General features: G+C 58.7%; 19 protein-coding genes and 1 pseudogene. 9 read left to right on the top strand and 11 right to left on the bottom strand.

All coding sequences use genetic code 11. The features are described 5' to 3' along the window. Window position 1 precedes the first annotated feature (1 nt). Genes JSY17_RS15190 through JSY17_RS15170 form a run of 5 tightly spaced genes read left to right on the top strand, consistent with a single transcriptional unit; the run spans window position 2 to window position 5,969 of the window. Window positions 2-1,225 (top strand): glycosyltransferase family 4 protein, encoded by a 1,224-nt coding sequence (locus JSY17_RS15190; RefSeq protein WP_117187017.1) that lies wholly within the window; start codon window positions 2-4, stop codon window positions 1,223-1,225. Beyond that, on the top strand, window positions 1,209-2,309 hold the full coding sequence (locus JSY17_RS15185; RefSeq protein WP_206402254.1) for a glycosyltransferase family 4 protein: 1,101 nt from the start codon (window positions 1,209-1,211) through the stop codon (window positions 2,307-2,309). Before JSY17_RS15190 ends, JSY17_RS15185 begins: the two co-directional genes overlap by 17 nt. Then, window positions 2,309-3,724 carry an O-antigen ligase family protein gene (locus JSY17_RS15180; RefSeq protein WP_122371476.1) on the top strand — a complete coding sequence of 472 codons (1,416 nt, stop codon included), beginning with the start codon at window positions 2,309-2,311 and terminating at the stop codon, window positions 3,722-3,724. The genes JSY17_RS15185 and JSY17_RS15180 overlap by 1 nt, the downstream gene beginning before the upstream one ends. Beyond that, complete coding sequence (locus tag JSY17_RS15175) at window positions 3,721-4,542, top strand: acyltransferase (RefSeq protein WP_200976448.1); 822 nt, start codon at window positions 3,721-3,723, stop codon at window positions 4,540-4,542. The genes JSY17_RS15180 and JSY17_RS15175 overlap by 4 nt, the downstream gene beginning before the upstream one ends. Before the next feature lie 11 nt (window positions 4,543-4,553). Continuing rightward, window positions 4,554-5,969: a lipid II flippase MurJ gene (locus JSY17_RS15170; RefSeq protein WP_117187020.1), complete on the top strand. Its 1,416-nt coding sequence runs from the start codon at window positions 4,554-4,556 to the stop codon at window positions 5,967-5,969. 57 nt (window positions 5,970-6,026) lie between these two features. Here the strand turns inward: JSY17_RS15170 and JSY17_RS15165 are convergent, their stop codons facing one another. Continuing rightward, window positions 6,027-6,629: an NAD(P)H-dependent oxidoreductase gene (locus tag JSY17_RS15165; protein ID WP_200997737.1), complete on the bottom strand. Its 603-nt coding sequence runs from the start codon at window positions 6,627-6,629 to the stop codon at window positions 6,027-6,029. Window positions 6,630-6,716: 87 nt separating this feature from the next. Between JSY17_RS15165 and JSY17_RS15160 the strand changes: the two genes are divergently transcribed. Beyond that, on the top strand, window positions 6,717-7,349 hold the full coding sequence (locus JSY17_RS15160) for a TetR/AcrR family transcriptional regulator (RefSeq protein WP_200997738.1): 633 nt from the start codon (window positions 6,717-6,719) through the stop codon (window positions 7,347-7,349). 64 nt (window positions 7,350-7,413) lie between these two features. Here the strand turns inward: JSY17_RS15160 and JSY17_RS15155 are convergent, their stop codons facing one another. The 6 genes and pseudogenes from JSY17_RS15155 to JSY17_RS15135 form a co-directional block, all read right to left on the bottom strand. Next, a complete protein-coding gene (locus JSY17_RS15155; RefSeq protein ID WP_206402252.1) occupies window positions 7,414-9,054 on the bottom strand; it encodes a methyl-accepting chemotaxis protein in 1,641 nt (546 codons plus the stop codon). Between the two features lie 276 nt (window positions 9,055-9,330). Beyond that, a pseudogene (locus JSY17_RS25705) lies at window positions 9,331-9,624 on the bottom strand (LysR family transcriptional regulator); the annotation flags it as partial. A gap of 309 nt (window positions 9,625-9,933) precedes the next feature. Further along, the gene (locus tag JSY17_RS15150; protein ID WP_206402251.1) at window positions 9,934-10,701 is read right to left on the bottom strand and encodes a PIN domain-containing protein; all 768 of its coding nucleotides are present in this window, start codon (window positions 10,699-10,701) and stop codon (window positions 9,934-9,936) included. A 115-nt stretch (window positions 10,702-10,816) separates the two neighbouring features. Continuing rightward, complete coding sequence (locus JSY17_RS15145; RefSeq protein WP_201014011.1) at window positions 10,817-11,581, bottom strand: hypothetical protein; 765 nt, start codon at window positions 11,579-11,581, stop codon at window positions 10,817-10,819. Window positions 11,582-11,659: 78 nt separating this feature from the next. Beyond that, window positions 11,660-12,595 (bottom strand): LysR family transcriptional regulator, encoded by a 936-nt coding sequence (locus JSY17_RS15140; RefSeq protein ID WP_206402249.1) that lies wholly within the window; start codon window positions 12,593-12,595, stop codon window positions 11,660-11,662. A gap of 141 nt (window positions 12,596-12,736) precedes the next feature. After that, entirely contained in the window at window positions 12,737-13,846 is a 1,110-nt protein-coding gene (locus JSY17_RS15135) for an MBL fold metallo-hydrolase (protein ID WP_206402247.1), read from the bottom strand. A 192-nt stretch (window positions 13,847-14,038) separates the two neighbouring features. Between JSY17_RS15135 and JSY17_RS15130 the strand changes: the two genes are divergently transcribed. Continuing rightward, window positions 14,039-14,659: a TetR/AcrR family transcriptional regulator gene (locus tag JSY17_RS15130; protein WP_206402245.1), complete on the top strand. Its 621-nt coding sequence runs from the start codon at window positions 14,039-14,041 to the stop codon at window positions 14,657-14,659. Here the strand turns inward: JSY17_RS15130 and JSY17_RS15125 are convergent. Then, on the bottom strand, window positions 14,643-15,320 hold the full coding sequence (locus tag JSY17_RS15125) for a DJ-1/PfpI family protein (protein WP_117181279.1): 678 nt from the start codon (window positions 15,318-15,320) through the stop codon (window positions 14,643-14,645). The two genes, JSY17_RS15130 and JSY17_RS15125, sit on opposite strands and share 17 nt — an antisense overlap. Before the next feature lie 113 nt (window positions 15,321-15,433). Here JSY17_RS15125 and JSY17_RS15120 point away from each other — a divergent pair, with 113 nt between their 5' ends. Beyond that, window positions 15,434-16,414 (top strand): GlxA family transcriptional regulator, encoded by a 981-nt coding sequence (locus JSY17_RS15120; protein ID WP_206402244.1) that lies wholly within the window; start codon window positions 15,434-15,436, stop codon window positions 16,412-16,414. 13 nt (window positions 16,415-16,427) lie between these two features. Here JSY17_RS15120 and fahA read toward each other — a convergent pair whose 3' ends face one another. Both fahA and hmgA read right to left on the bottom strand, forming a co-directional pair. Further along, window positions 16,428-17,720 carry a fumarylacetoacetase gene (gene fahA, locus JSY17_RS15115; RefSeq protein ID WP_206402242.1) on the bottom strand — a complete coding sequence of 431 codons (1,293 nt, stop codon included), beginning with the start codon at window positions 17,718-17,720 and terminating at the stop codon, window positions 16,428-16,430. Next, window positions 17,717-19,024, bottom strand: coding sequence for a homogentisate 1,2-dioxygenase (gene hmgA, locus JSY17_RS15110; RefSeq protein ID WP_206402241.1), 1,308 nt, complete (start codon window positions 19,022-19,024; stop codon window positions 17,717-17,719). The genes fahA and hmgA overlap by 4 nt, the downstream gene beginning before the upstream one ends. Window positions 19,025-19,153: 129 nt before the next feature. Here hmgA and JSY17_RS15105 point away from each other — a divergent pair, with 129 nt between their 5' ends. Further along, window positions 19,154-19,930, top strand: coding sequence for an IclR family transcriptional regulator (locus JSY17_RS15105; RefSeq protein WP_206402240.1), 777 nt, complete (start codon window positions 19,154-19,156; stop codon window positions 19,928-19,930). A 65-nt stretch (window positions 19,931-19,995) separates the two neighbouring features. On the opposite strand, the gene hppD is transcribed toward JSY17_RS15105, so the two are convergent. Continuing rightward, window positions 19,996-21,072 (bottom strand): 4-hydroxyphenylpyruvate dioxygenase, encoded by a 1,077-nt coding sequence (hppD, locus tag JSY17_RS15100; RefSeq protein ID WP_117181274.1) that lies wholly within the window; start codon window positions 21,070-21,072, stop codon window positions 19,996-19,998. Window positions 21,073-21,154: the final 82 nt, after the last annotated feature.

Below are 21,154 nucleotides of genomic sequence, written 5' to 3'. Positions count from 1 at the left end.
CATGCGAATTCTATGGACACTGCCCTACCTGCCCTGGCCCACCACCAGCGGCGGCAAGACACGTGAGTATCATCTGCTGCGCAATCTGGCCGCACGCGGTCATCGAATCACCCTGCTGGTGCAATCCAAGGTGCCGCTCGACGATGCCTGTCGCAGCGCGCTGGAACCCTGGCTGGAACGCCTGATCGTCATCGACCGGCGTCCGCTGTTCAGCCTGCGCACCCTGCTGGCCGTGGCTTTTGCGCCACCGCCGATGCTGGCCAGCGTCAACGGCTATGCCCCCAAACTGGAGCAGGCCTTTGAAAAGCTGCTCGAAGAAGACTGGGACATCATTCAGCTCCAGCACACCTATGCCTTTCAGCCGTTCGAGGGGCCGCTCAAGCGCTCGGGCAAGCCGTTCGTGCTCACAGAACACAACGTCGAATCGGCGCTGGGCGCAGCCAGTTATGACCGCCTACCCCGCTGGGCCAGCCTTTTCGCCGTCTATGACCGCTGGCGCTACCGGCGCTGGGAGCTGCGGGTCTTCCGCCAGACCAGCGAACTGGTCGCCGTGACCGAAGAAGATGCCAAGGTGCTTTCGCGCCTGAGTGGCCGGGCCACGTCCATTGCCGTCAACAGCGTTGATTGCAGCTACTACGCCAACGTTCATGCAGACCGCTACAACCGCCGTCTGCTGTTCATCGGCAACTATGAATACGGTCCCAATGTGGATGCCGTCGAATGGGCGCTGGACGAAATCATGCCGCTGGTCTGGGAGCTTTCACCCACCGTGCGCCTTGCCATCGGCGGCTTTGGCATGCCCGAGTCCTGGCGCGAGCGCTGGCCCGATCAGCGCATCGAGTGGCTGGGTTTCGTGCCGGACCTGCGCGCCCTGCAAAGCAGTTCCTCGATGTTTTTCGCCCCCCTGCGCCAGGGTGGCGGCTCGAAGCTGAAGATTCTGGAGTCCATGGCTGCCGGTCTGCCGGTGGTCACGACCGGGCAAGGCGTTTCAGGTCTGGACGTCACCCATGGCGAGCACTATCTGGGCAGCGAGGAGCCGGCACAACTGGCGCGTCTGATCGCCGACAACATCGACAGCCCTGCACGTCTCATTCAGATTGGCGAAGCCGGACGTGCCTACGTGCGCTCACGGCACGACTGGTCGGTTTCGGCCGCCCAGCTGGAAGGTATCTACACCCGGATTTCGCCCCCAAGCAAGGAACTCGCGCATGCGTATCGGACTTGATTACCGCGCTGCGGCCGGTTACCCCGTCAGCGGCATCGGCCGCCAGAACTTCGCGCTGGAAGAAGCCTTTCGCGCTCACCCCGATGTGCAACTGCAACTGTTCGGAGTTGCGCCTTACGAACATCCGATCCGGCGTCTGATCCATACCCCCAAATGGGCAACCCCACTCAACTCGGTGCATCGCCTGCCGGATCGCCTGGGTTTCGAGGGGTTGTTCCTGCCCAAGGCTCTGCGCGACACCGAGGTCCAGATCTACGTTGCCAATATCAACATGGGGCTGCCACTGGGGCGCAAGCCTGCCAATGTGCGTTACGTGCTGCAGTTGCATGACCTGTTCCAGATCACCCAGAAGAACAATCACGGCTCGCGCCTCAAGGCCGCGTTCTATCGCCTGACCGACTATCTCTCGATTGCTTACTCCCTGAGAGTCGCCGATGTGGTGTGGGTACCCTCGCAATTCACCGCCAATGAAGTCATTCGCCTGTTCCCTTCAGCCAGGAAAAAGCTGCGCATCGTGCCGCTGCTGGTAGAAGGCTTCAAAGACGAGCCTGCGGACATTGCCGCACTGCAATTGCCCGAGCGTTACTGGCTGTGTGTCGGAACCCGCGAGCCCCGCAAGAACATTGCCTGGTTCGTCGACGCCTGGCAGAACGCCCGCCTGCAGTTCCCCACCGTGCCGGACCTGGTGCTGGTCGGCGGCAGCGAACCCTTGAACGATTCCCAGCGCCGCCTGCCGGGGCTGCATGTACTCAGCGGTATCAGCGACAGCGAACTGCATGCGGTCTATCGCAACGCCGACCGTCTCTGGCAACCCTCGTATGCCGAAGGTTTCGGCCTGCCGGTCATCGAAGCCCTCAAAGTCGGTACACGGGTCGCGGTCGCCACCGGCTCGTCTCTGGATGAAATCACGCCGCCGGACAGCCCGCGCTTTTCCCCCACCAACAGCCAAGCACTGGTGCAACTGATGGGAGAACTGTCAACGGCCCCCGAGGAAGACCCCGAAATTTCCAGGGCCTGGGCGACCTATTATGCCCCCGAAGCGTTCTACAAGCGCCTGCATGAAGCTCTCGAGGAGTTGCGCTGATGCCGGTAGCGATGCCACTCGGCTTGTTTTTCGGTCTGGCCTTCGGCGTCATGATCTGGCTGCTGCCAGCGTCCAAGGTCCTGCTGATAGCGGTCGGAACAGCGTCCATCATCACCGTGGTCCGCCAGCCCATCCGCGGATTGCTGCTGTTCTGTGTGATCGGTGCCTTCATCCCTTATTCCACGATACAGATCGGCATTCGCACCACGGTGTCCGAAGCCCTGATCATGCTGACCTGGGCCAGCTATCTGTTGCAGGCCATGTTCTTCGAACAGCCCCGCGTGCCGAAGATGATGCGCACCGAACGCCTGCTGCTGGCGCTGATGCTGTTCAGCGCCTTCCCCTTCCTGATCGGCCAGATCACCATCGTTTCCGACGGCAACGGCCCGATCAACTGGGTACGCTGGCTGTTCAACCTGTCGATCCTGTTCCTGGTGCCTCGCCTGCTGAACGATGAGAAGACAATCGAGCACGTGATCATCGCCGTACTGAGCGGCACTCTGATGATGCTGGTGCTGTCGATTCCGACCTATGTGATCAATGGTTCGGCGTCGGCCATCACGCCGGTTCTGGCAATCATGGGCTACGGCGGCCTGGACGTGTTGAGCGAGAGCCTGCTGTCACTTTCCAGTCGCATGGGCTCGCCATGGCTGCACCCCAACGTGGCCGGAGGTGTCCTGGCGATGATCCTGCCGATTGCCTTCTGCTTCGGCATCACTCGCAGCGGCGGACCTCGTTCGCTGGGCCTGCTGGTCGCGGCGCTGGGTGCCATCGGCCTGCTGCTGACCGGCTCACGGGGCGCACTGGTGAGTCTGATGGCGGTCATGCTGTGGATGGCGCGTCGTCGCCTGCCGTATCTCGGGCGACTGCTGATCGGGGGCGGCATCGGAGGCGTGTTGCTGCTGATGTTCTATCCGCCCTTGCAGGATCGTCTCATGGGCCTGTTCAGCAACGACGACACCAGTACCGCCATCCGCTTCCTGGAGTACACGCACTTCCCGCAGGCCATGGCGCTGTTTCCGTTCGGCATCGGTTTCAAGATCGATCCTCCCGTGCCGGGCTATACCCAGTTCGGTATTTCCAACCTGTGGCTGAACTTCATCTACAAGATGGGCATTCCCGGCATGTTGCTGTTCATTGCCGTCACCCTGAGCTGGTGGAAAGAAGTACGTCCGACCTCCGGCAAGATCATCCTCACCCCTGACAATGCCATTGGCCTGGGCTGCACAATCGGTGTGCTGTCCGCGCTGTTCAGCGGTCTGTTCGATCACTATTTCAGTTTCACCAGCGTGCTGGTCGCCTTGTTCTGGCTGTTCGTCGGCATCAGCCTGCACGAAGCCACGCGCCTGCGCACCAAGGCTGCAAATCCCTTGAAATCCCCCGCCGCCTCAACCGACCTGGGAACACCGCAATGAAACACCGCATGATGCATTCGCATAACCTCAGAGAGGCCCTTCCCGACTATGCCCGCAAGATGGGCGTGGATCTGGAAGAACTGCAGGCCGCCTACCAGTGGATGCTGGACAACGAGGTGTGCTTCGAAACCCGGATCAAGAACAACACCCTGTCCTTCATCTGCTACCTGAATATCGAGCCGCGCATCGAGCATCCTCTGGCTCGACGCTTCTATCGCCTGCTGGCCAGCGAAACCCTGGGCGCGCTGATTCCGCTGTACGGCATCAACTGGCCGACACTGCGCGACCGCATGCTGCGCACCTGGGAGCAGATCTACAACATCCTGATCTGCAAGATTCCCAGCCACACCTTGCGTCTGCTCTGGCTGCGCATGGGCGGGGCCAAGATCGGCAAGGGCTCGACGGTCTGGCGCAATACCGAGGTGCTGGGGGTGGACAGCCTGCGCATCGGCAACGACTCCACCGTCGGCTGGCACTGTCAGCTGGATGCCCGTGGCGGGCTGGTGATCGGCGATCATGTGACCATTGCCTCTCATGTGCTGATCATCGCGGGCGGGCACGATCTCAACGAGCCCGAATTCTGGGCGGTGGGCGGGCCGGTATTCATTGGCGACTACGCCTGGATCTGCAGCCGCGCCCTGCTCTCGTTCGGGGCCAATATCGGTGAAGGTGCGGTGGTGGGTGGCGGCAGCGTGGTCTCCAAACCTGTTCCGGACTACGCCATCGTCAGCGGACCGAATGCCGAAATCAAAGGCGAGCGCGCCCGTAACCTCAAGTACAAAGTGGGCGGCAAAGGCCTCTTCACTTTGTTCCACTAAGCCGCCCGCCCATGCTCGGCTCGACCCTGTGGCTGACGCTGGCGACGCTGACCGGCCTGGCTGCCGGCTTTGCCCGCGAGTGGCTGCTGGTCGCCGCCTGGGGCGCGGGCAGCCAGAGCGATGCGTTTCTGGTTTCGATGTTCCTGCCCGAGGCCTTGCGCATGTCTCTGGCGGCCGGGCTGCTGAGTGCCGCAGCCTTGCCGCTGTATCAACAGCGTTCTGCCGAACGGCAACAGCACTGGCTTCAGGCTCTGACACCACGCCTGCTGATTTTCGGCGTACTGCTCAGCCTGGTGCTGAGCCTGGGTGCCGGACTCTGGGTGCGTCTGATCGGACCGGGACTGGATAGCGAAGGTTATGCCCTGGCAGGCAACGGCCTGCACTGGCTGGCATGGTGTGCGCCGGGTTTCCTGCTGCATGCGTTGCTGTGCATTCCTCTGCAGGCGCGCTCACGCTTTGTGCTGGCGGGTCTTGGTTCGTTGCTGTTCAACCTGCCGCCAGTGATCTACCTCGCAGTGCTCAGCCACTCGGCAACGCTTTCGGGGCTGGCCCTGGCCTGCGTGCTGGGCAGCCTGTTGATGCCGGGTGTTCTGCTGCCGACACTGTATCGCTCGGGCTGGCGACCGTGGCACTGGCAAACCGAGCACGGCGCTGTACGTGAACTGCTTCAGAGAATCGGCCCGCTGCTGAGCAGCAATCTGGCCAGTCAGGGCCTGGCGCTGCTGGAGCGGATGGTCGCCTCGTTGCTGGGTGAAGGCGCGGTGACCTGGGTCAACCTGGCACGCAAACTCATCAATCTGCCCCTGATCGCCCTGATGAGCCTGAACCAGGTACTGCTGGGCCTGATGAGCGGCAGCGAGAATACCCAGCGCCTGTCATTGCTGCGCCGAGGGCTGGGCAGTGCCACGCTGCTGACCCTGCCTGCAGTAACCGGTCTGATCGGTGCCGCAGGTGCGCTGGTGGTGCTGTTACTGCCCAATCAGACCCACGACGGCCCGCTGCCACACTTGCTGGCCTGGTTTGCCGTGCCCTTGATGTTCGGAGCCTGGAATGCGTTGCTGGCGCGCTATGCCTATGCGGACGGCGATACCCGCCTGCCGCTGAACTGCGAACTGATCGGCAGCCTGTGCAATGCCGTGCTGTTGGGCATCCTGCCGTTTTTCCTGGGCCTGACCGGCATCGCCCTCGCCGCTCTTGGTGGCGCACTGGTCACCGGCTTGCTGCTGATGCATCGTCAGTCCCTGCTCGCCGTACTGCCATGGCGCAGTCACTGGCTGCTGGCCGCACTGTTCATGCTCCTGGCGGCGCTGTTGCTGCATCCCTTGCAGGATATCTGGCTGCAACTGACCCTCGGCTGTGCCTATGGCGCGACGCTGCTGGTCGGGCTGGCGCTGTGGCTGAAGCCGTGGAGGTCTGTTCACGAGTAATCCAAGCGGAGCACCGCCCGATTGCTCCTGCTCGGCTCAAGTTATGTCTGCAAAAGGCTAGCCCGTAACCCCGGAAGCAAAAATCCGGCCCCCCACTGCACGCGCAGTATCAAGGTGAACAGCCGCATCCTGCGTTTCGGAGTCCGGCAAAAGTTCTGAAGTTACGACACGGGCACCGCAGTAACCGAAAATGCCGCGATCGATCTGGGTTTCCATCGCATTCAGATACCCATACTTCTCATAAGTCCCCGCATCGGCACCGGCCACACCGATCAGGTGTACATTCAAATGACCCAGCTTCTTCAAAAGACCGGCATCGTTACTGAAATCGAACGCCCAGCCATTGGAAAATACCCGGTCAATCCAGCCTTTGAGCAACCCCGGCATCGACCACCAATAGACCGGATAAACCAGCACCAGCGCATCCGCCCGATCGATCCTTGCCTGCTCTGCCAGCACGTCGACAGGTGGCGAGGCTTTTTCACGCAGCACAGCATGATCGGCCAGATTGAATACCGGATCGAACGACTCGGCATACAGGTCCGCGATTTCAAAAGTATGCCCCGGATCGGCGAGCTTCAGCCCTTCTGCGACCTGCGCCGCCAGGCTATGGGTTAGCGATTGGGGGTCATGATGAGCAACTACGATGAGCGCATGCATAGCGAATACTCCTGTTGATTGCTGACTAAAGACGGCGCCTATATACTTTTAGTAAGTTAAAACCTAAGTTACTTTTGGTAGGTTTCCATGTCAAGCACTGACACGTCAGCACAGAATCAAGAACCACAACCGCGTCGCCGGTTATCGCGAGAGGACCGGCAGCGCCAGTTAATCGACGTGGCATGGCAACTGGTACACAAGGAAGGGACCGAAGCGCTGACGCTGGGACGGCTTGCCGAGCAGGCAGGCGTGACCAAACCGGTGGTCTATGACCATTTCGGAACACGTGCCGGATTGCTGGCAGCGCTCTACAAGGATTTCGATGAGCGTCAGACAGCTCTGATGGAGGTGGCCTTTGAGACGAGCGAGGCCACTCTGCTCAGCAAGGCCGACATCATCGCCTCGTCTTATGTGGACTGCGTTCTCTTGCAGGGAAGCGAAATAGCCGGCGTCATCGCCGCATTGGCCAGCTCACCGGAACTCGAAAAGATCAAGCGCGAGTATGAGGCCATATTCCTGGAAAAATGCCGAAATGCCCTGGCCCGTTTTTCACCCTCGGGAAACATTTCACAGGCAGGCCTGCGAGCGATGCTGGGTGCCGCAGAAGCCTTGTCCAATGCCGCTGCGAGCGCAGAAATCACCGCGGCACAGGCAAAGACCGAACTGGTGGAAACCATCATTGCAATGGTTGAAAGAAACAGAAGCCCTTCTCTGGAATGAAAAGGCAGGATCACTCACGATCAGTGATCCTGCCCCCGGCTACTTCTGAATCAACACCAAGACATCAAAGCTGGAACTTGGCCACCAGCATGTTGAAGGACGTGGCCAGACGCGAAAGCTCCTGACTCGATGCACTGGTCTGGTTGGCACCCGCCGCGCTCTGGGTCGAGAGGTCCTGGATGTTCAGCAGGTTACGGTCCACTTCACGGGCCACCTGGGCCTGCTCTTCGGACGCCGAAGCAATCACCAGATTGCGCTCGTTGATGGTCGCGACACCCTCGGTAATCTTGATCAGCGCCGAACCTGCACGCTCTGCCAGTTCCTGAGTGTTGGTCGCCAGCGACAGGCTCTTGCCCATGGCCGCAACAGCCCCGTCGGCACCTGCCTGAACAGTACCGATCATACCTTCGATTTCCACGGTCGAAGCCTGAGTACGATGGGCAAGAGCGCGCACTTCATCGGCCACCACGGCAAAACCGCGTCCCTGCTCACCGGCACGGGCCGCTTCAATGGCAGCGTTCAACGCCAGCAGATTGGTCTGTTCGGCGATGCTGCGGATCACTTCCAGCACCTTGCTGATATCCCGGACATTACCGGCCAGTTGTGCAACCGCCTCGGTCGACTGAGTAATCTCATTGACCATGGTGGTGATGCCCTTGACGGTCTGATCCACCTGGCCACGGCCTTGAACAGCATCGTCGGTAGCGGTTTTCGAGGCTTCGGAGGTCGAAACGGCATTGCGGGCCACTTCTTCGACCGCTGCTGTCATCTGATTGACGGCCGTGGCAGCCTGCTGGATTTCGTCATTCTGGCGAGTCAGCCCGCGAGTGCTTTCGTCCGTGACAGCGCTCAATTCCTCGGCAGCCGAAGCCAGTTGTCCCGAAGCGCTGGCAATCTCCTGAATGGTGTTTTTGAGCCCCCCCTGCATATCGGACAACGCATTGAGCAATTGACCGGCTTCGTCGCCACGATTGGAAACGATGGATTGAGTCAGATCGCCCTTGGCGATGCGCTGGGCGCTGGTGACTGCAATGGCCAGAGGACCGGTAATCATCCGGGTAATCAGGATGCCCAGAATGACGGCGACTACAAAGGCAATAATCACACCCGACGATAGCATCACAATGGCGCTGGATTTGAGTTCGGCAGCCGCAATCGCGCCTTCCTTGATCTGGCGATTATTGGAGTCGATCATGATCCGCAACAGGCTGCGGGCCTTGGAGAAGTCCTCGCCCGAGAGTACGTTCAGGCGATTGCGGGCCCCGGTCAGGTCCCCCGCCGTCATGAGTTCCGCGACCTTGGTGGCACCCGCGATATAAACAGGAATGAGCTTCTCGAATTCATCTCCGGCAGCTCGCTCATCATCCTCCAGAGGCGTTGCGCGATAAGTTGCAAAAACCTTCTGCATGCGCTCCAGATCCGACGCGATTGCCTGGCGAACCCTCTCCTTGTCCGCCTCCGAAACGCCGCCATCCTGGGCATCGAGCAATCTGTAAAGCCCACGGTTGTGGGCCGTCAGGCTGGTCAGGGTTTCATTGGTGTTGGCCACCGAGACCAGATTATTGGAAAAGGTCAACGCCAGCGCATCGGCCAATCGACTGATTCCCACCATACCCAGGCCACCTACAGCCAGGGTAATCAGGGCACAGAAGATAAAAGCTGCCAGCAACTTGGTCGAAAACTTGGACTGACTCAGAATATTCATGTTGCGAACTCGCAAGGAAGGAGAGGGAACCGGATGAAGAAAATTTCAGGAAGCGCTCCTGTGACATCATAATGCCTTCATTAATTCGCAAATTTTTCACAAATTCTGATTTTTTCTGAGTTTTCCGCTTTTGGCAGGTGGGTTGAGGCTGCTCGGCAGGCCTGTATCCAACCGACAGACAGCCCATGCGTGGCAACTCAAGAGCTCTTCGACCGAGCCCGGATGCAGCGCAGTGACATTATCGTGCAGAGGTTTGGCACAGGGCCGTCGATCAGTTCATGAAGAGGTGCGATCACGAAGATGTCTGATCAGAAAGTCTCGCAGGCTATCGACTGCCTTAGCCCCTTGAGACGCTTTGCTTCGGTAGATCGCAACCTCCATTGACTCCAGCGAGCCGAGGCCATGTTCAGGTCCCAGGACTTGCAGATGCTCAGGTACTGTGCACCTGGTCAGCACCGCTACGGCAATCCCGCTTTCGACCGCAGCAATCTGACCGGCGAGACTTGAGCTGTTATAGACCACTTTTTTGGTGCTCTGCTGCCTATCCGGCAGACGTTTGCCTTGGATTGATCTGTTGAAAAAGTCGGAATTTCAAATTGGAAGACTTCGAGGCCTATCATCTCTTCAGAACCTGCTTACCACATTGCCTAGCTTTCCAGTTCTGCGTTAGTCACTGCAGTTGGATCGCTAGGTTTTTCTAAATAAAGTCTTCGCCGAAGCACTCTTTTATTGAGCATACTGCACAATCGGCTCGCCGATACAGGAAGATAATGGGGTCGGCTCCACGTCCATGGTCACGACGCTCAGTGCCGATCAGGTAGTCTGTGGAATAGACAAAAAAATTACCAAACCAGAACTCACAAATCTGAACGTTCCGGTTCACTCTCTACGAGACTGCCTGCTGAACTCCACCTGCCATCCCCGGTTAACATAACCTTTGCTTTCCTTGTTGAATTTTTTAAGGATTTCCTCTTTTACAGAGTAATCCACCACAAGAGAGCTTTCTTTTTCTACAACCGACGCTTCCATATGCTCTGCAATCTGACGTGCAAGCAGGTTGTCATGTGTATGGAGCTTTCCTGAATTTTCGATGGCGATAGCAGCGATCAGCAAGTCGTTCCAGCTATTTCTGAAGTTATTCTTCAGAGAGCTTTTTTCTTTCAGGGAAGAAAGCAGATCCTGAGCTTTTTCTATGGCCTCATTGCTGAGCGGGACGCATTCTATTCCGCACTCCAGAAGGAAGCTGAACTTTCTCTTGAGCGTTTTTCTTTTCTCCTTGGGTAAATGGGAGATGACGCTATTAAAAAGCTCCGATGATTTGTTGTTGATGATTTCCGACATCGCATAATTTCCAAAATGGATGATCGAAGGGTGAATGGCCCCAAAATCCATCTTCACCCAATCAGTACTCATTTTCGAAAAAGCATGATCCCGACGCATCAGTCTGTCAGGGTAATTCATGGCTGCATGTCGCTGGGAAATCAAGGGCACATAATAGTTGGCATTGACAGGGTCCGGGCTTACAGCCCCCAGAAACTCCGACGCCACAATAGAAGAAACTCTTGCGCCTTCGACATCAACACTCTCAGCGTCCTGGATGGCCGTAATCAGTATCTGGGTATCGAGAAAGTCCCCTGAATTATCCATAATCAACCCTATCTGGTGATGACGATATTGACCTGTAGCCAGATGCAAAGAAAGACTCGCTCCAGGCTAAAGTATGCCTTGCCTTTGTAGCGAGATGTCGGGAGCTGCAAATGGATCAAAGCGGCGTCGGCCCACCCTTCCATGGCATGTATTCGACCCGGACGATCCCTTCGGCCATGCCTTGCGGGTTGACCATGAAGCCTGGCAACTGGCGCAGGTTCATCTGCTTGCATTGCGCACTCAACCGGGCCTGCAAGTCACCATCGAGTTCAAAGGCTTCGGGCCGTTGGCGGCTGGCACGCAGGTTGACCAGACAGCCCTGTACTTCCCCCTGGGCATTGGCCACATAGCGGAAATCGGCATAACCGATGCTGGACGGCGGTTGCTTGCGCAGGGTCTGCTCCCAGAAGAAGCGGCTTTGTGCGTAGCGAATGGTTCGCCCCATGCGTTTGAGCCTGAGCTCTTCGGTATCCTGCCCGGACGAGAACACAAGCGGAGCGATGATGTCCGCAGTCCCATCGGGATCGTAGAGTTCGCTCGGCACCACAGGGAACAGCGTGTTCCAGCACACATCTTTCACCAGAGCCGACAGACGTGGATAGACGCTCGACAAAGCAGTCTGTGAGTAAGGCTCTGTCTCACAGAAAACCACTTCGTTGCGGCGATTGATTTTAACTCTTAGCTTCACATCACCATCGAGAAGCTCGGGGCTGGCCAACCACGCATTAGTGGCCAGTGCGTTCCTGAAATCGGTGGAAAACGCTTCAAGCCTCTTGAGTTCTTCCGGTGATCGCGAACCTGTCTGTGACTGGCAGCCAGCAATGAACAGTAACCCGACCAGCCCTGCAGTCAGGGTCGGTCGAGAATAAATAGTCGGCATGAGACATCCTTGAAAATGCACGAAATAAAGAGCGCGCAATGCTACTGATACGCAATCTCGGAGTCCATGCATTACAACTCAGAGCAACCCTTGCTCCGCGCAGACTTTCACCACCTGCTCGCGAAACCAGCCATTGGCTTCGTCTTCATCCAGATGCCTGCTCCAGACCATATCCAGAGTGAATTCCGGCAGATCGGGGGGCAGTTCAAATACCGCAATCCAGGGGTCGGTGGCCAGCAGGGTCTGGATGCGGCGTGGCATGACCAGAATGAAATCGGTCCCCTCCAGAAGTTGCAACGCTGCACGGTAGCTGTTGGCGCGGGTGATGATATGCCGCTCGCGTCCCTGGCGCTGCAACCAGCCATCCACCATATTGGTGTCGGATGTCCAGGGTGTCGGGTACACATGATGGCGTTGGGTGAAGGTGTCGAGATCGATACTGGCGCATTGCGGCGCGAACTGTGCGTCCGTGACGCAGACCAGATCGTCTTCCAGCAGGACCTGACTCATCAACCCGCCGGGGATGCGATGAAAGCCAGGACCGAAGCACAGGGCCAGATCGAACTGGCCTTCACTCAAAGCCTGGGCAGGCAGTTCCTTGTCCAGCTTCTGGACGTTGACGGTCACGGTAAATCCGCCAGCGATGAAGCTGCGCATCAGATGCGGCAGCACCAGCAGCTCGAAGTACTCGGGGGCGCAGACGGTGAAGGTTGTCTGCCGGCTTGTGGGGTTGAACAGGTGCAGGCCGTCATGGCACAGATTGATCTTCTGCAGGATCTGCTGCACATGGTCGTGCATGGCCATGGCCTTGCGCGTCGGACGCATGCCGTTGCGGGTACTGATAAACAGGTCGTCTTCAAAGTTGGCCCGCAACTTCTTCAAGCAGTAACTGACCGTCGACTGACTGACATGCAGTGCTTCCGACACCAGGGTCAGATTGCGCTGCTCGTAAACCGAAACGAAGACCATCAGGTCCTGCATGTCGAGCTTTCTTAGAGCATTACTGTTGAGCATCGAGTTTTCTCGTGGCACTGACGGCGGATCAGGTCAGCGCTAGCAAGATAACATCAAAACACGATCACGCCGCCTCCCCTTCCACGCCCCGTGATCCTTTGAGGACTCACATCATTACAGGGTGTAACAAGCCTCGGTGCATCAGGCATTTTGCTGACGGCAGTTACAACGCGCATGAGGCTCTTGTCTGGCGACCGCAGCCTTGGCAGGTTCCACCGGCTCGTCGGTTTCCTCCACTTCCAGCCACCAGGTTTCCCCACGGCACGGGTACTGGATGTAGAAGGGCTGCCCCATGAGCGGCGTGGTAATCGAGACATTCTTCTCCCAGGCCAGCGCCAGGATACGATCGAAGGGTTCGTGCCAGGCATGCATCGCCAGATCGAAGGTGCCGTTATGAATCGGCAGCAGCCAGCGGCCACGCAGATCGATATGCGCTTGCAGGGTCTGTTCCGGTTGCATGTGCACATCCGGCCACTGGACGTTGTAGGCACCGGTTTCCATCAGGGTCAGATCGAAAGGTCCGTACTGCTCGCCGATGGTCTTGAAGCCATCGAAGTAACCGGAATCGCCACTGAAGAAGATCCGCTGCTCATCCGCAATGATCACCCAGGATGCCCAGAGGGTCTGGTTACTGTCGAGCAGGCTCCGCCCGGAAAAGTGCTGTGAGGGTGTAGCCACAAAACGGATGCCCGACACTTCGGTGGACTGCCACCAGTCGAGTTGACGGACCTTCCGAGCCGGCACGCCCCACCCGATCAAGGTGTCGCCCACGCCCAGCGGTGCCAGGAAGTGCTCGGTCTTGTCCATCAGGGTCTTGATGGTCATATGATCGAGATGGTCGTAATGATTGTGCGAAAGAATCACCGCCTTGAGCGGCGGCAGTTCTTCAAGGCTGATCGGCGGTTGATGGAAACGCTTCGGGCCGGCCCACTGCACCGGCGAAGCACGCTCGGCAAACACCGGATCGGTCAGCCAGAACTCATTGTGCAGCTTGAGCAGCACGGTGGAATGCCCGAGGCGATACACCGTATTGTTCGGAGCCGCCAGCAACTGCTGGCGCGACAGCGGCTGGACCGGAATCTCGCCTGCGGGCCGTGTGTCACGGGGCTTGTTGAACATGGCATTCCAGAACACCCCCAGGGTGCGGACAAACCCCAGCGACTTGACCGGCGCATGGTTGCGGTAGCGTCCCTCATGACGAGACAAGACAGGCAATGAAGCGGCATCTGTTTTGGGGGGATTCATGGCCATGATGTGCTGACTCCTGAGAACAGGTCGAGATCCTGCCGTGCTGCATCAAGCTATACGCACCTTGCGGAACGTGAAGTAAAAATGTGTAACAGCGCTTTACACTACACGGTGTAGTTTTAAGCTTGCATGATTGGCCACGACAAGTAAACTGCCGAGTGTAATTTTCTCTAAACGCACGTTTGAAGCGAACCTATGAAAGCCCCCATGCGCCTTACCGACCAGAAACGCGAAGCCATTGTTCTGGCAGCCATTGCCGAGTTTCGCGATCGCGGTTTCGAAGTCACCAGCATGGACCGCATCGCGGCACGGGCCGAGGTTTCCAAGCGGACTGTCTACAACCACTTCCCCAGCAAGGAAGAGCTCTTCGCGGAAATCATTCAACGCCTTTGGGCGTGCGTGTTTCCATCGCCCGATGAGCCTTACAAGGCCGATAAGGGCCTGCGCGAGCAACTGCGCGACCTGTTGCGGCACAAGATGGATACCCTGGCAGACAGCAATTTTCTGGACCTGGCACGGGTGATCGTCGGTGCTACCGTTCACTCTCCCGACCGTGCGCAGACGTGGATGACCCGCATCAACGAACGTGAAGAAGCCTTCTCGGTGTGGATTCGCTCTGCCCAGAAAGATGGACGTCTGAAACCCGTGGATCCGGGTTTCGCTGCTGCCCAGATGCATGCCTTGCTCAAGGCCTTCGCCTTCTGGCCGCAATTGACCCTCAATGCCGAGATTCTCACGCCCGAGAAACAGACCGAAGTGATCGAATCGGCTCTGGACATGTTTCTGGGCTGGTACGAGATCAAACCCGCCCACTGACTCGCCTGACGATCTCCTGCCGCTGTTCAAGGGATGCAGCAAGACGCTGATGAGTCATGGCCAGAACCCTCGCTGGCGCAGTGTCTGGACTGCCCGCATCGAAAGGCGGTGCCGGAGCATATTCCAGTTGCAGTTGAATCGCCTGGGCACTCTCGTCACCGAAGAGTTCGGCCACCAGTGTCAGAGCAAAATCGATCCCTGCCGTCACCCCGCCGCCGGTTAACAGGTTGCCATCGCGCACCACGCGCCCTTGAGTGGCAATGGCTCCAAAGGCTGCCAGCAATGAATGCGAGGCCCAGTGAGTGGTTGCTCGCCGCCCTTGTAAAAGCCCCGCTGCCCCCAGCACCAGTGCGCCCGTACACACGGAAGTGACATAACGTGCCGTACGCGCCTTGTCTGCGACGAACGCCAGGGTCTGCTCATCTTCCAGCAAGGCATTGATGCCGCTGCCACCAGGAATGCAGATGACATCCAGCAAGGGACAATCACTGAAATCCACTGTAGGAACCAGGGTCAGCCCGGTGCTGGCCTTGAGCGGCTCCAGCGTTTTCCAGACCAGATGCACCTGTGTGCCGGGCAACGAGGCAAACACTTCGTAAGGCCCGGTCAGATCCAGTTGCTGTACACCGGGAAACACCAGAAGGCCGATATGCAACGTCATCTCGATAACTCCATGCAGGAAAAGTGGACGCATGAACTGTAGCGGGATAGCCTCTGGCGGATACGCCACAAAGCCCACCAATTACGCCAACCGTCTCGATAAAGGGTTGCCGCATGGCTGACAGCCAGAAAACCATTCATATCGTTGCCTTCGCTGACGTTCAGGTCCTGGATGTCTGCGGGCCATTGCAGGTATTCGCCTCGGCCAATCGACGTCTGGAAGGCCTGGGCAAACCGCCGCCTTATGTCATGAAGGTGGTCGCTGCCGAGCCCGGCAGTGTCATGTCGTCAGCAGGCCTGGGGCTGCAGACATGGCCGCTGCCCACCGACGAACCATGCGACACCTTGATCATCGCAGGCGGTCGCGGCATCGGCGTCGCCATGGAAAATGCACAACTGGTGAACTGGATACAGCAGCAGGCAGCAACAGCCCGGCGCATGACATCCGTCTGCTCGGGTGCATTTCTTCTGGCCCGGACCGGGCTTCTGGACAATCGGCGCGTGGTAACCCATTGGGACAGTTGCGACAGGCTGGCCAAGCGCTTTCCGAGTTTACGGGTCGATCCCGATCCGATCTTCATCAATGACGGTCCGTTCTGGACTTCGGCGGGAGTCACGGCGGGCATAGACCTGGCGCTGGCTCTGATCGAACAGGACCTGGGCCACAGCATCGCTTTGGCAGTGGCCCGCGATCTGGTGGTATTTCTCAAGCGTCCCGGTGGGCAGGCACAATTCAGCAACGCCCTGTCGATGCAGCAAGCCAGCCATCCCACGGAAAACCGCTTCGCCGAGCTGCATGGCTGGTTGATGGAGAATCTGGATGGCGATTTGTCGGTCGCCAGCCTCGCCGCCCGGGTGGGTATGAGCGAACGCAGTTTTGTGCGCCACTACCGCGCCCAGACCGGTACTACACCGGCCAGGGCCGTCGAACAGCTTCGCGTCGAGGCCGCACGACGCCTGTTGAGTGAAAGCACGCTGGCCATCAAACGCATCGCCTCACAATGCGGCTTTGGCAGCGAAGAAACCCTGCGCCGCAGTTTTCTGCGGGCCTTGTCGGTCACGCCCCAGGCTTACCGGGAACGATTCAGGTGCTGATGCTGCAAAAGCATCAGCCCAGCACCACACCCCGGCACTCGCCAAACCCGATCGACACCTGCCCTTCACGATGACAGCGGGCGCGCAGGATCACTTCGTCACCCGATTCCAGAAAGCGTCGCTCCTCGCCGCTGGGCAAGGCCACCCCTTGTTTGCCGCCTTCGGTCATTTCCAGCAGGCTGCCGAACTGCCCGGCCTGCGGACCGGACAAGGTTCCAGTACCGAACAGGTCACCCGGTTGCAGCTTGCAGCCGTTGACGCTGTGGTGCGTGACCATTTGCGCCACGGTCCAGTACATGTTCAGGCTGTTGCTCAGGGCCAGACGATAAGGCTCCATGCCCCGAGCCTTCATCTGTTCGGTCAGCAGCAGGATTTCCAGCTCGATATCCAGCGCACCGTTTTCCTGATCCGCCGGATCGAGCAGATACGGCAACGGCTGCGGGTCACCTTCGGGGCGTGGCGGCTGAGGACTGCGAAACGGAGCCAGGGCTTCGGCGGTCACCACCCAGGGGGAAATGGTCGTGGCAAAACTCTTGGACAGGAAAGGCCCCAGAGGCTGATATTCCCAGGCCTGGATATCCCGTGCCGACCAATCGTTGAGCAGACAGAAACCGGCGATATGCTCGTTTGCCCGGTCAATCGCAATCGACGTGCCTTGCTCATTGCCCGGCCCGATCCACACGCCCATTTCCAGTTCGTAATCCAGCCGTTTGCAGGGTCCGAATGTCGGCACTTCCTGACCCGCAGCCAGTGTCTGGCCATTGGGGCGTCTGATCGGTGTGCCGGAGATGCACAAGGTTGACGCCCGCCCGTGATAGGCGATGGGGACGTACTTGTAATTGGGCAGCAAAGGATTGTCCGGACGGAACAATTTGCCGACATTCGTGGCGTGGTGGATGCCGACGTAAAAATCCGTGTAGTCCCCGACCCGTGCCGGTACATGCAAGCGGCACTCGCTGATGGGATACAAAAGACTGGCGGCCTGCAGGCTGTCTCGTTGCGGGCTGTCCTCTGCAAACAATTGCAGCAAGGCATGACGCAGGGTTTGTCGTGCCCGGGCACCCAGCGCAAAGAAATCATTCAACTGATCGCGACTGGCGACGTCTGCGATCTTCTGCGCTTCGCCCGGAAAAAAACCGGCCTGTACAGCCGCCCGCAGATCGAATACCAGATCCCCGATGGCCACACCACCACGGGGACCTGTATCTCCATGGCTGAACACGCCCAGCGGCAGGTTCTGCAAGGGGAAATCAGGGTGGTCGTTGGCCGAGGCAATCCAGCTGCGGCGTGTCGAAGAAGCATTCATCGAGACTGTTCCTTGTTGAAGAGGCTGGCCATGTCATTCCAGCAGGCGTCGTAGTCGCGTTGCAGTTGTTCGCAGCTCAAGGCATGACGGCTTGGACGAAGCACCTTGCCGGTCTCGAACATGAAGGCCAGCGTGTTATCGATCTTGTGCGGTTTGAGCTCGGCGGCAATGGCTTTTTCTGCGGTGGCGTTGTCAGGGCCGTGGGCGCTCATGCAGTTATGCAGCGACGCACCGCCGGGCATGAAGCCCTCGGCCTTGGCATCGTAGACACCCTCGACCAGCCCCATGAATTCGTTCATCAGATTGCGGTGGAACCACGGAGGGCGGAAGGTGTTTTCCGCCACCATCCAGCGCGGCGGAAAGATCACGAAATCGATATTGGCCTGCCCGTGCACCGCGCCCGGTGCCGTAAGCACCGTGAAGATCGACGGGTCCGGGTGATCGAAACTGACCGTGCCGATGGTGTTGAAGCGACGCAGGTCATATTTGTACGGCACGTTATTGCCATGCCAGCCCACCACGTCGAAGGGCGAATGATCCAGTTGGGTGGACCACAGTTCGCCGAGAAACTTCTGCACCAGCTCAACCGGTGCGTCGCTGTTCTGGAACCGGGCAGTGGGTGCCAGAAAGTCTCGCGGGTTGGCCAGCCCGTTGCTGCCGATAGGCCCCAGATCCGGCAGGCGCAACACACAGCCGTGGTTCTCGCAGATATAACCCCGGGCAGTATCATCCAGCAGTTGTACGCTGAACTTCATGCCACGGGGCAGTACCGCGATTTCCTGCGGCTCGATCTCCAGCAGTCCAAGCTCGGTGACGATGCGCAACCTCCCCTGCTGCGGCACCACCAGCCACTCGCCATCGGCATTGAAGAATGCCCGCTGCATCGAGGTATTGGCCCGGTATACGTAAATGCTCACACCCTCGGCCTGATCGGCCGCGCTGGTACTGGCCAGGGCAATCAGACCGTCGATGAAATCCGTGGATTCGGCGGGAATATCGAAGGCATTCCAGCGCAAGCGATTGGGCGTGATCGGCCCTTGTTCAAGCCCTGTAACCTGCCGGGCCAGGCGCTCATAGCGGGGATGAGCTGCCGAAGGTTTGATCCGGTACAGCCAGGTACGCCGGGCCTCGGAGCGCGGAACCGTGAACGCCGTGCCGGACAGCAATTCGGCATACAGCCCTAGCGCATGTTTCTGCGGAGAGTTCTGACCGACCGGCAAAGCGCCCGGTAACGCTTCGCTGCTGAAGTGATTACCGAAACCGGACTGGTACACCAAGGGTTCTCTATCGGGATGAACAGGCATCTGGACCTCTTGTTTTTATCGGGTCGCATAGCGGGAATCAAAAAATCGTAAATCAATTACGAATAACGTAATTTGAGTTTGAAGTGTGGTCAAGCTATAAAGCTGCCTTTTCAGATTGGCGCCCCACCCATGACCGATGAAATCGAAAGCCCTGCCAACGGGCGCCAGCAAAAGGTTCAGTCAGCCGAAGTCGGCCTTGGCGTGCTCAAGGCCCTGGCCGAACTGACCCCTTCGACCTCGCTGTCGAAACTGGCCGAACACCTGGGCATGCCGGCCAGCAAGGTGCATCGTTACCTGCAAGCGCTGATTGCCAGCGGTTTTGCCGAACAGGACGGGGCCACCAACCACTACGGCCTGGGTCGCGAAGCCCTGCAGGTCGGGCTGGCCTCGCTGGGCAAGCTGGATGTACTGAAAGTCGCCGCGCCCTACCTGACAACCCTGCGTGACGAGCTTAATCAGACCTGCTTCCTGGCAGTCTGGGGCAACAAAGGGCCGACGGTGGTGTATGTCGAGCAATCCACAGGTGCAGTCACCCTGGTGACGCAGATCGGTTCGGTATTGCCACTGCTGAGTTCTTCTACCGGCCTGGTATTCGCCAGCTTCCTGGATGACCGGGAAACCGCCGCCCTGCGGGAACAGGAAACGCCTCACCTGAACGCAGCGCAGCTCAAGGACATAGAGCAGCATGTCGAACAGATCCGCGCCCATGGCGTGCACCAGATTCAAGGATTGCTGCTGCCGGGAGTCAACGCAGTGTCATCGCCGGTTTTTGCCATGGGCAACAAGCTGGCGGGTGTCGTGACGGTGGTGGGCTCGAGCGCGCTCCTGACGGGTCAGGCACAGGACCTGGCGGCCGAACGACTGGTTGAAGTGACACAGGCGATCAGTGGCCGAATGGGGGGCTGAAAGCTGCAAGCGAGAACGTATCTGCTCTTTCTTGCAGCTTACAGCTTGAAACTTGCCGCTCTCCTCTATTCCGCCATCAACACCCCACGCCGAATCTGATCCCGCTCGATCGACTCGAACAGCGCCTTGAAATTGCCTTCGCCAAACCCGTCATCGCCCTTGCGCTGGATGAACTCGAAGAACACCGGCCCCAGCAGGGTTTCGGAAAAGATCTGCAGCAGCAAACGCCGCTGGCCGCCTTCCGACGAACCATCGAGCAGAATACCCCGGGATTTAAGCTCGGCTTCGGGCTCACCATGGTCAGGCAGACGGCCTTCGAGCATTTCGTAGTAGGTTTCCGGTGGCGCGGTCATGAAGCGCATGCCGGTGGCTTTCAGGGCATCCCAGGTCTTGATCAGGTCATCGGTGAAGAACGCCACATGCTGGATGCCTTCGCCATTGAACTGCATCAGGAACTCTTCGATCTGGCCTGCACCTTTCGAAGACTCTTCGTTCAGGGGAATACGAATCATGCCATCGGGTGCGGTCATGGCCTTCGAGGTCAGGCCGGTATATTCGCCCTTGATATCGAAGTAGCGGATTTCCCGGAAGTTGAACAGCTTTTCATAGAAATTCGCCCAGTACGCCATACGCCCGCGATAGACGTTGTGGGTCAGGTGATCGATGAACTTCAGGCCTGCGCCCACCGGATGCCGGTCCACGCCCTCGATGAAGTTGAAGTCAATGTCGTAGATCGAAGTACCTTCGCCGAAACGGTCGATCAGGTACAACGGCGCACCGCCGATGCCCTTGATTGCCGGCAAGCGCAGTTCCATCGGTCCGGTGGCGATCTCCACCGGTTGCGCCCCCAGCTCAAGAGCGCGGCTATAGGCCTTTTGCGCATCCTTGACCCGAAACGCCATGCCGCACACCGACGGCCCGTGTTCCGCCGCAAAGTACGACGCCAGACTATGGGGCTCGTTATTCAGAATCAGATTGATGGCGCCCTGGCGATACAACACCACATCCTTGGAACGGTGGGTCGCAACCCTGGTGAAGCCCATCATCTCGAAGACAGGTTCCAGAACGTTGGGGGTCGGTGAGGCGAATTCGATGAATTCAAAGCCCATCAGGCCCATCGGGTTTTCGTATAGATCAGCCATGTCTGGCTCCTTGCAGGAAAAGTGAGAACGCGGGACAGCTCGAATCACTTTTCTGCGGGTGGCGCACAGGGAACGCCCCGAA

The sequence above is a fragment of the Pseudomonas capsici genome (assembly GCF_017165765.1).
Lineage (GTDB): Bacteria > Pseudomonadota > Gammaproteobacteria > Pseudomonadales > Pseudomonadaceae > Aquipseudomonas > Aquipseudomonas capsici.
This window is presented reverse-complemented; position numbering and strand designations above follow the sequence as displayed.

What these genes read in the sequence shown, in the direction of transcription:
- JSY17_RS15190 (WP_117187017.1), top strand. Translation starts at nt 2, where the DNA reads ATGCGAATTCTATGGACACTGCCCTACCTGCCCTGGCCCACCACCAGC.
- JSY17_RS15185 (WP_206402254.1), top strand. Translation starts at nt 1,209, where the DNA reads ATGCGTATCGGACTTGATTACCGCGCTGCGGCCGGTTACCCCGTCAGC.
- JSY17_RS15180 (WP_122371476.1), top strand. Translation starts at nt 2,309, where the DNA reads ATGCCGGTAGCGATGCCACTCGGCTTGTTTTTCGGTCTGGCCTTCGGC.
- JSY17_RS15175 (WP_200976448.1), top strand. Translation starts at nt 3,721, where the DNA reads ATGAAACACCGCATGATGCATTCGCATAACCTCAGAGAGGCCCTTCCC.
- JSY17_RS15170 (WP_117187020.1), top strand. Translation starts at nt 4,554, where the DNA reads ATGCTCGGCTCGACCCTGTGGCTGACGCTGGCGACGCTGACCGGCCTG.
- JSY17_RS15165 (WP_200997737.1), bottom strand. Translation starts at nt 6,629, where the DNA reads ATGCATGCGCTCATCGTAGTTGCTCATCATGACCCCCAATCGCTAACC.
- JSY17_RS15160 (WP_200997738.1), top strand. Translation starts at nt 6,717, where the DNA reads ATGTCAAGCACTGACACGTCAGCACAGAATCAAGAACCACAACCGCGT.
- JSY17_RS15155 (WP_206402252.1), bottom strand. Translation starts at nt 9,054, where the DNA reads ATGAATATTCTGAGTCAGTCCAAGTTTTCGACCAAGTTGCTGGCAGCT.
- JSY17_RS15150 (WP_206402251.1), bottom strand. Translation starts at nt 10,701, where the DNA reads ATGGATAATTCAGGGGACTTTCTCGATACCCAGATACTGATTACGGCC.
- JSY17_RS15145 (WP_201014011.1), bottom strand. Translation starts at nt 11,581, where the DNA reads ATGCCGACTATTTATTCTCGACCGACCCTGACTGCAGGGCTGGTCGGG.
- JSY17_RS15140 (WP_206402249.1), bottom strand. Translation starts at nt 12,595, where the DNA reads ATGCTCAACAGTAATGCTCTAAGAAAGCTCGACATGCAGGACCTGATG.
- JSY17_RS15135 (WP_206402247.1), bottom strand. Translation starts at nt 13,846, where the DNA reads ATGGCCATGAATCCCCCCAAAACAGATGCCGCTTCATTGCCTGTCTTG.
- JSY17_RS15130 (WP_206402245.1), top strand. Translation starts at nt 14,039, where the DNA reads ATGAAAGCCCCCATGCGCCTTACCGACCAGAAACGCGAAGCCATTGTT.
- JSY17_RS15125 (WP_117181279.1), bottom strand. Translation starts at nt 15,320, where the DNA reads ATGACGTTGCATATCGGCCTTCTGGTGTTTCCCGGTGTACAGCAACTG.
- JSY17_RS15120 (WP_206402244.1), top strand. Translation starts at nt 15,434, where the DNA reads ATGGCTGACAGCCAGAAAACCATTCATATCGTTGCCTTCGCTGACGTT.
- fahA (WP_206402242.1), bottom strand. Translation starts at nt 17,720, where the DNA reads ATGAATGCTTCTTCGACACGCCGCAGCTGGATTGCCTCGGCCAACGAC.
- hmgA (WP_206402241.1), bottom strand. Translation starts at nt 19,024, where the DNA reads ATGCCTGTTCATCCCGATAGAGAACCCTTGGTGTACCAGTCCGGTTTC.
- JSY17_RS15105 (WP_206402240.1), top strand. Translation starts at nt 19,154, where the DNA reads ATGACCGATGAAATCGAAAGCCCTGCCAACGGGCGCCAGCAAAAGGTT.
- hppD (WP_117181274.1), bottom strand. Translation starts at nt 21,072, where the DNA reads ATGGCTGATCTATACGAAAACCCGATGGGCCTGATGGGCTTTGAATTC.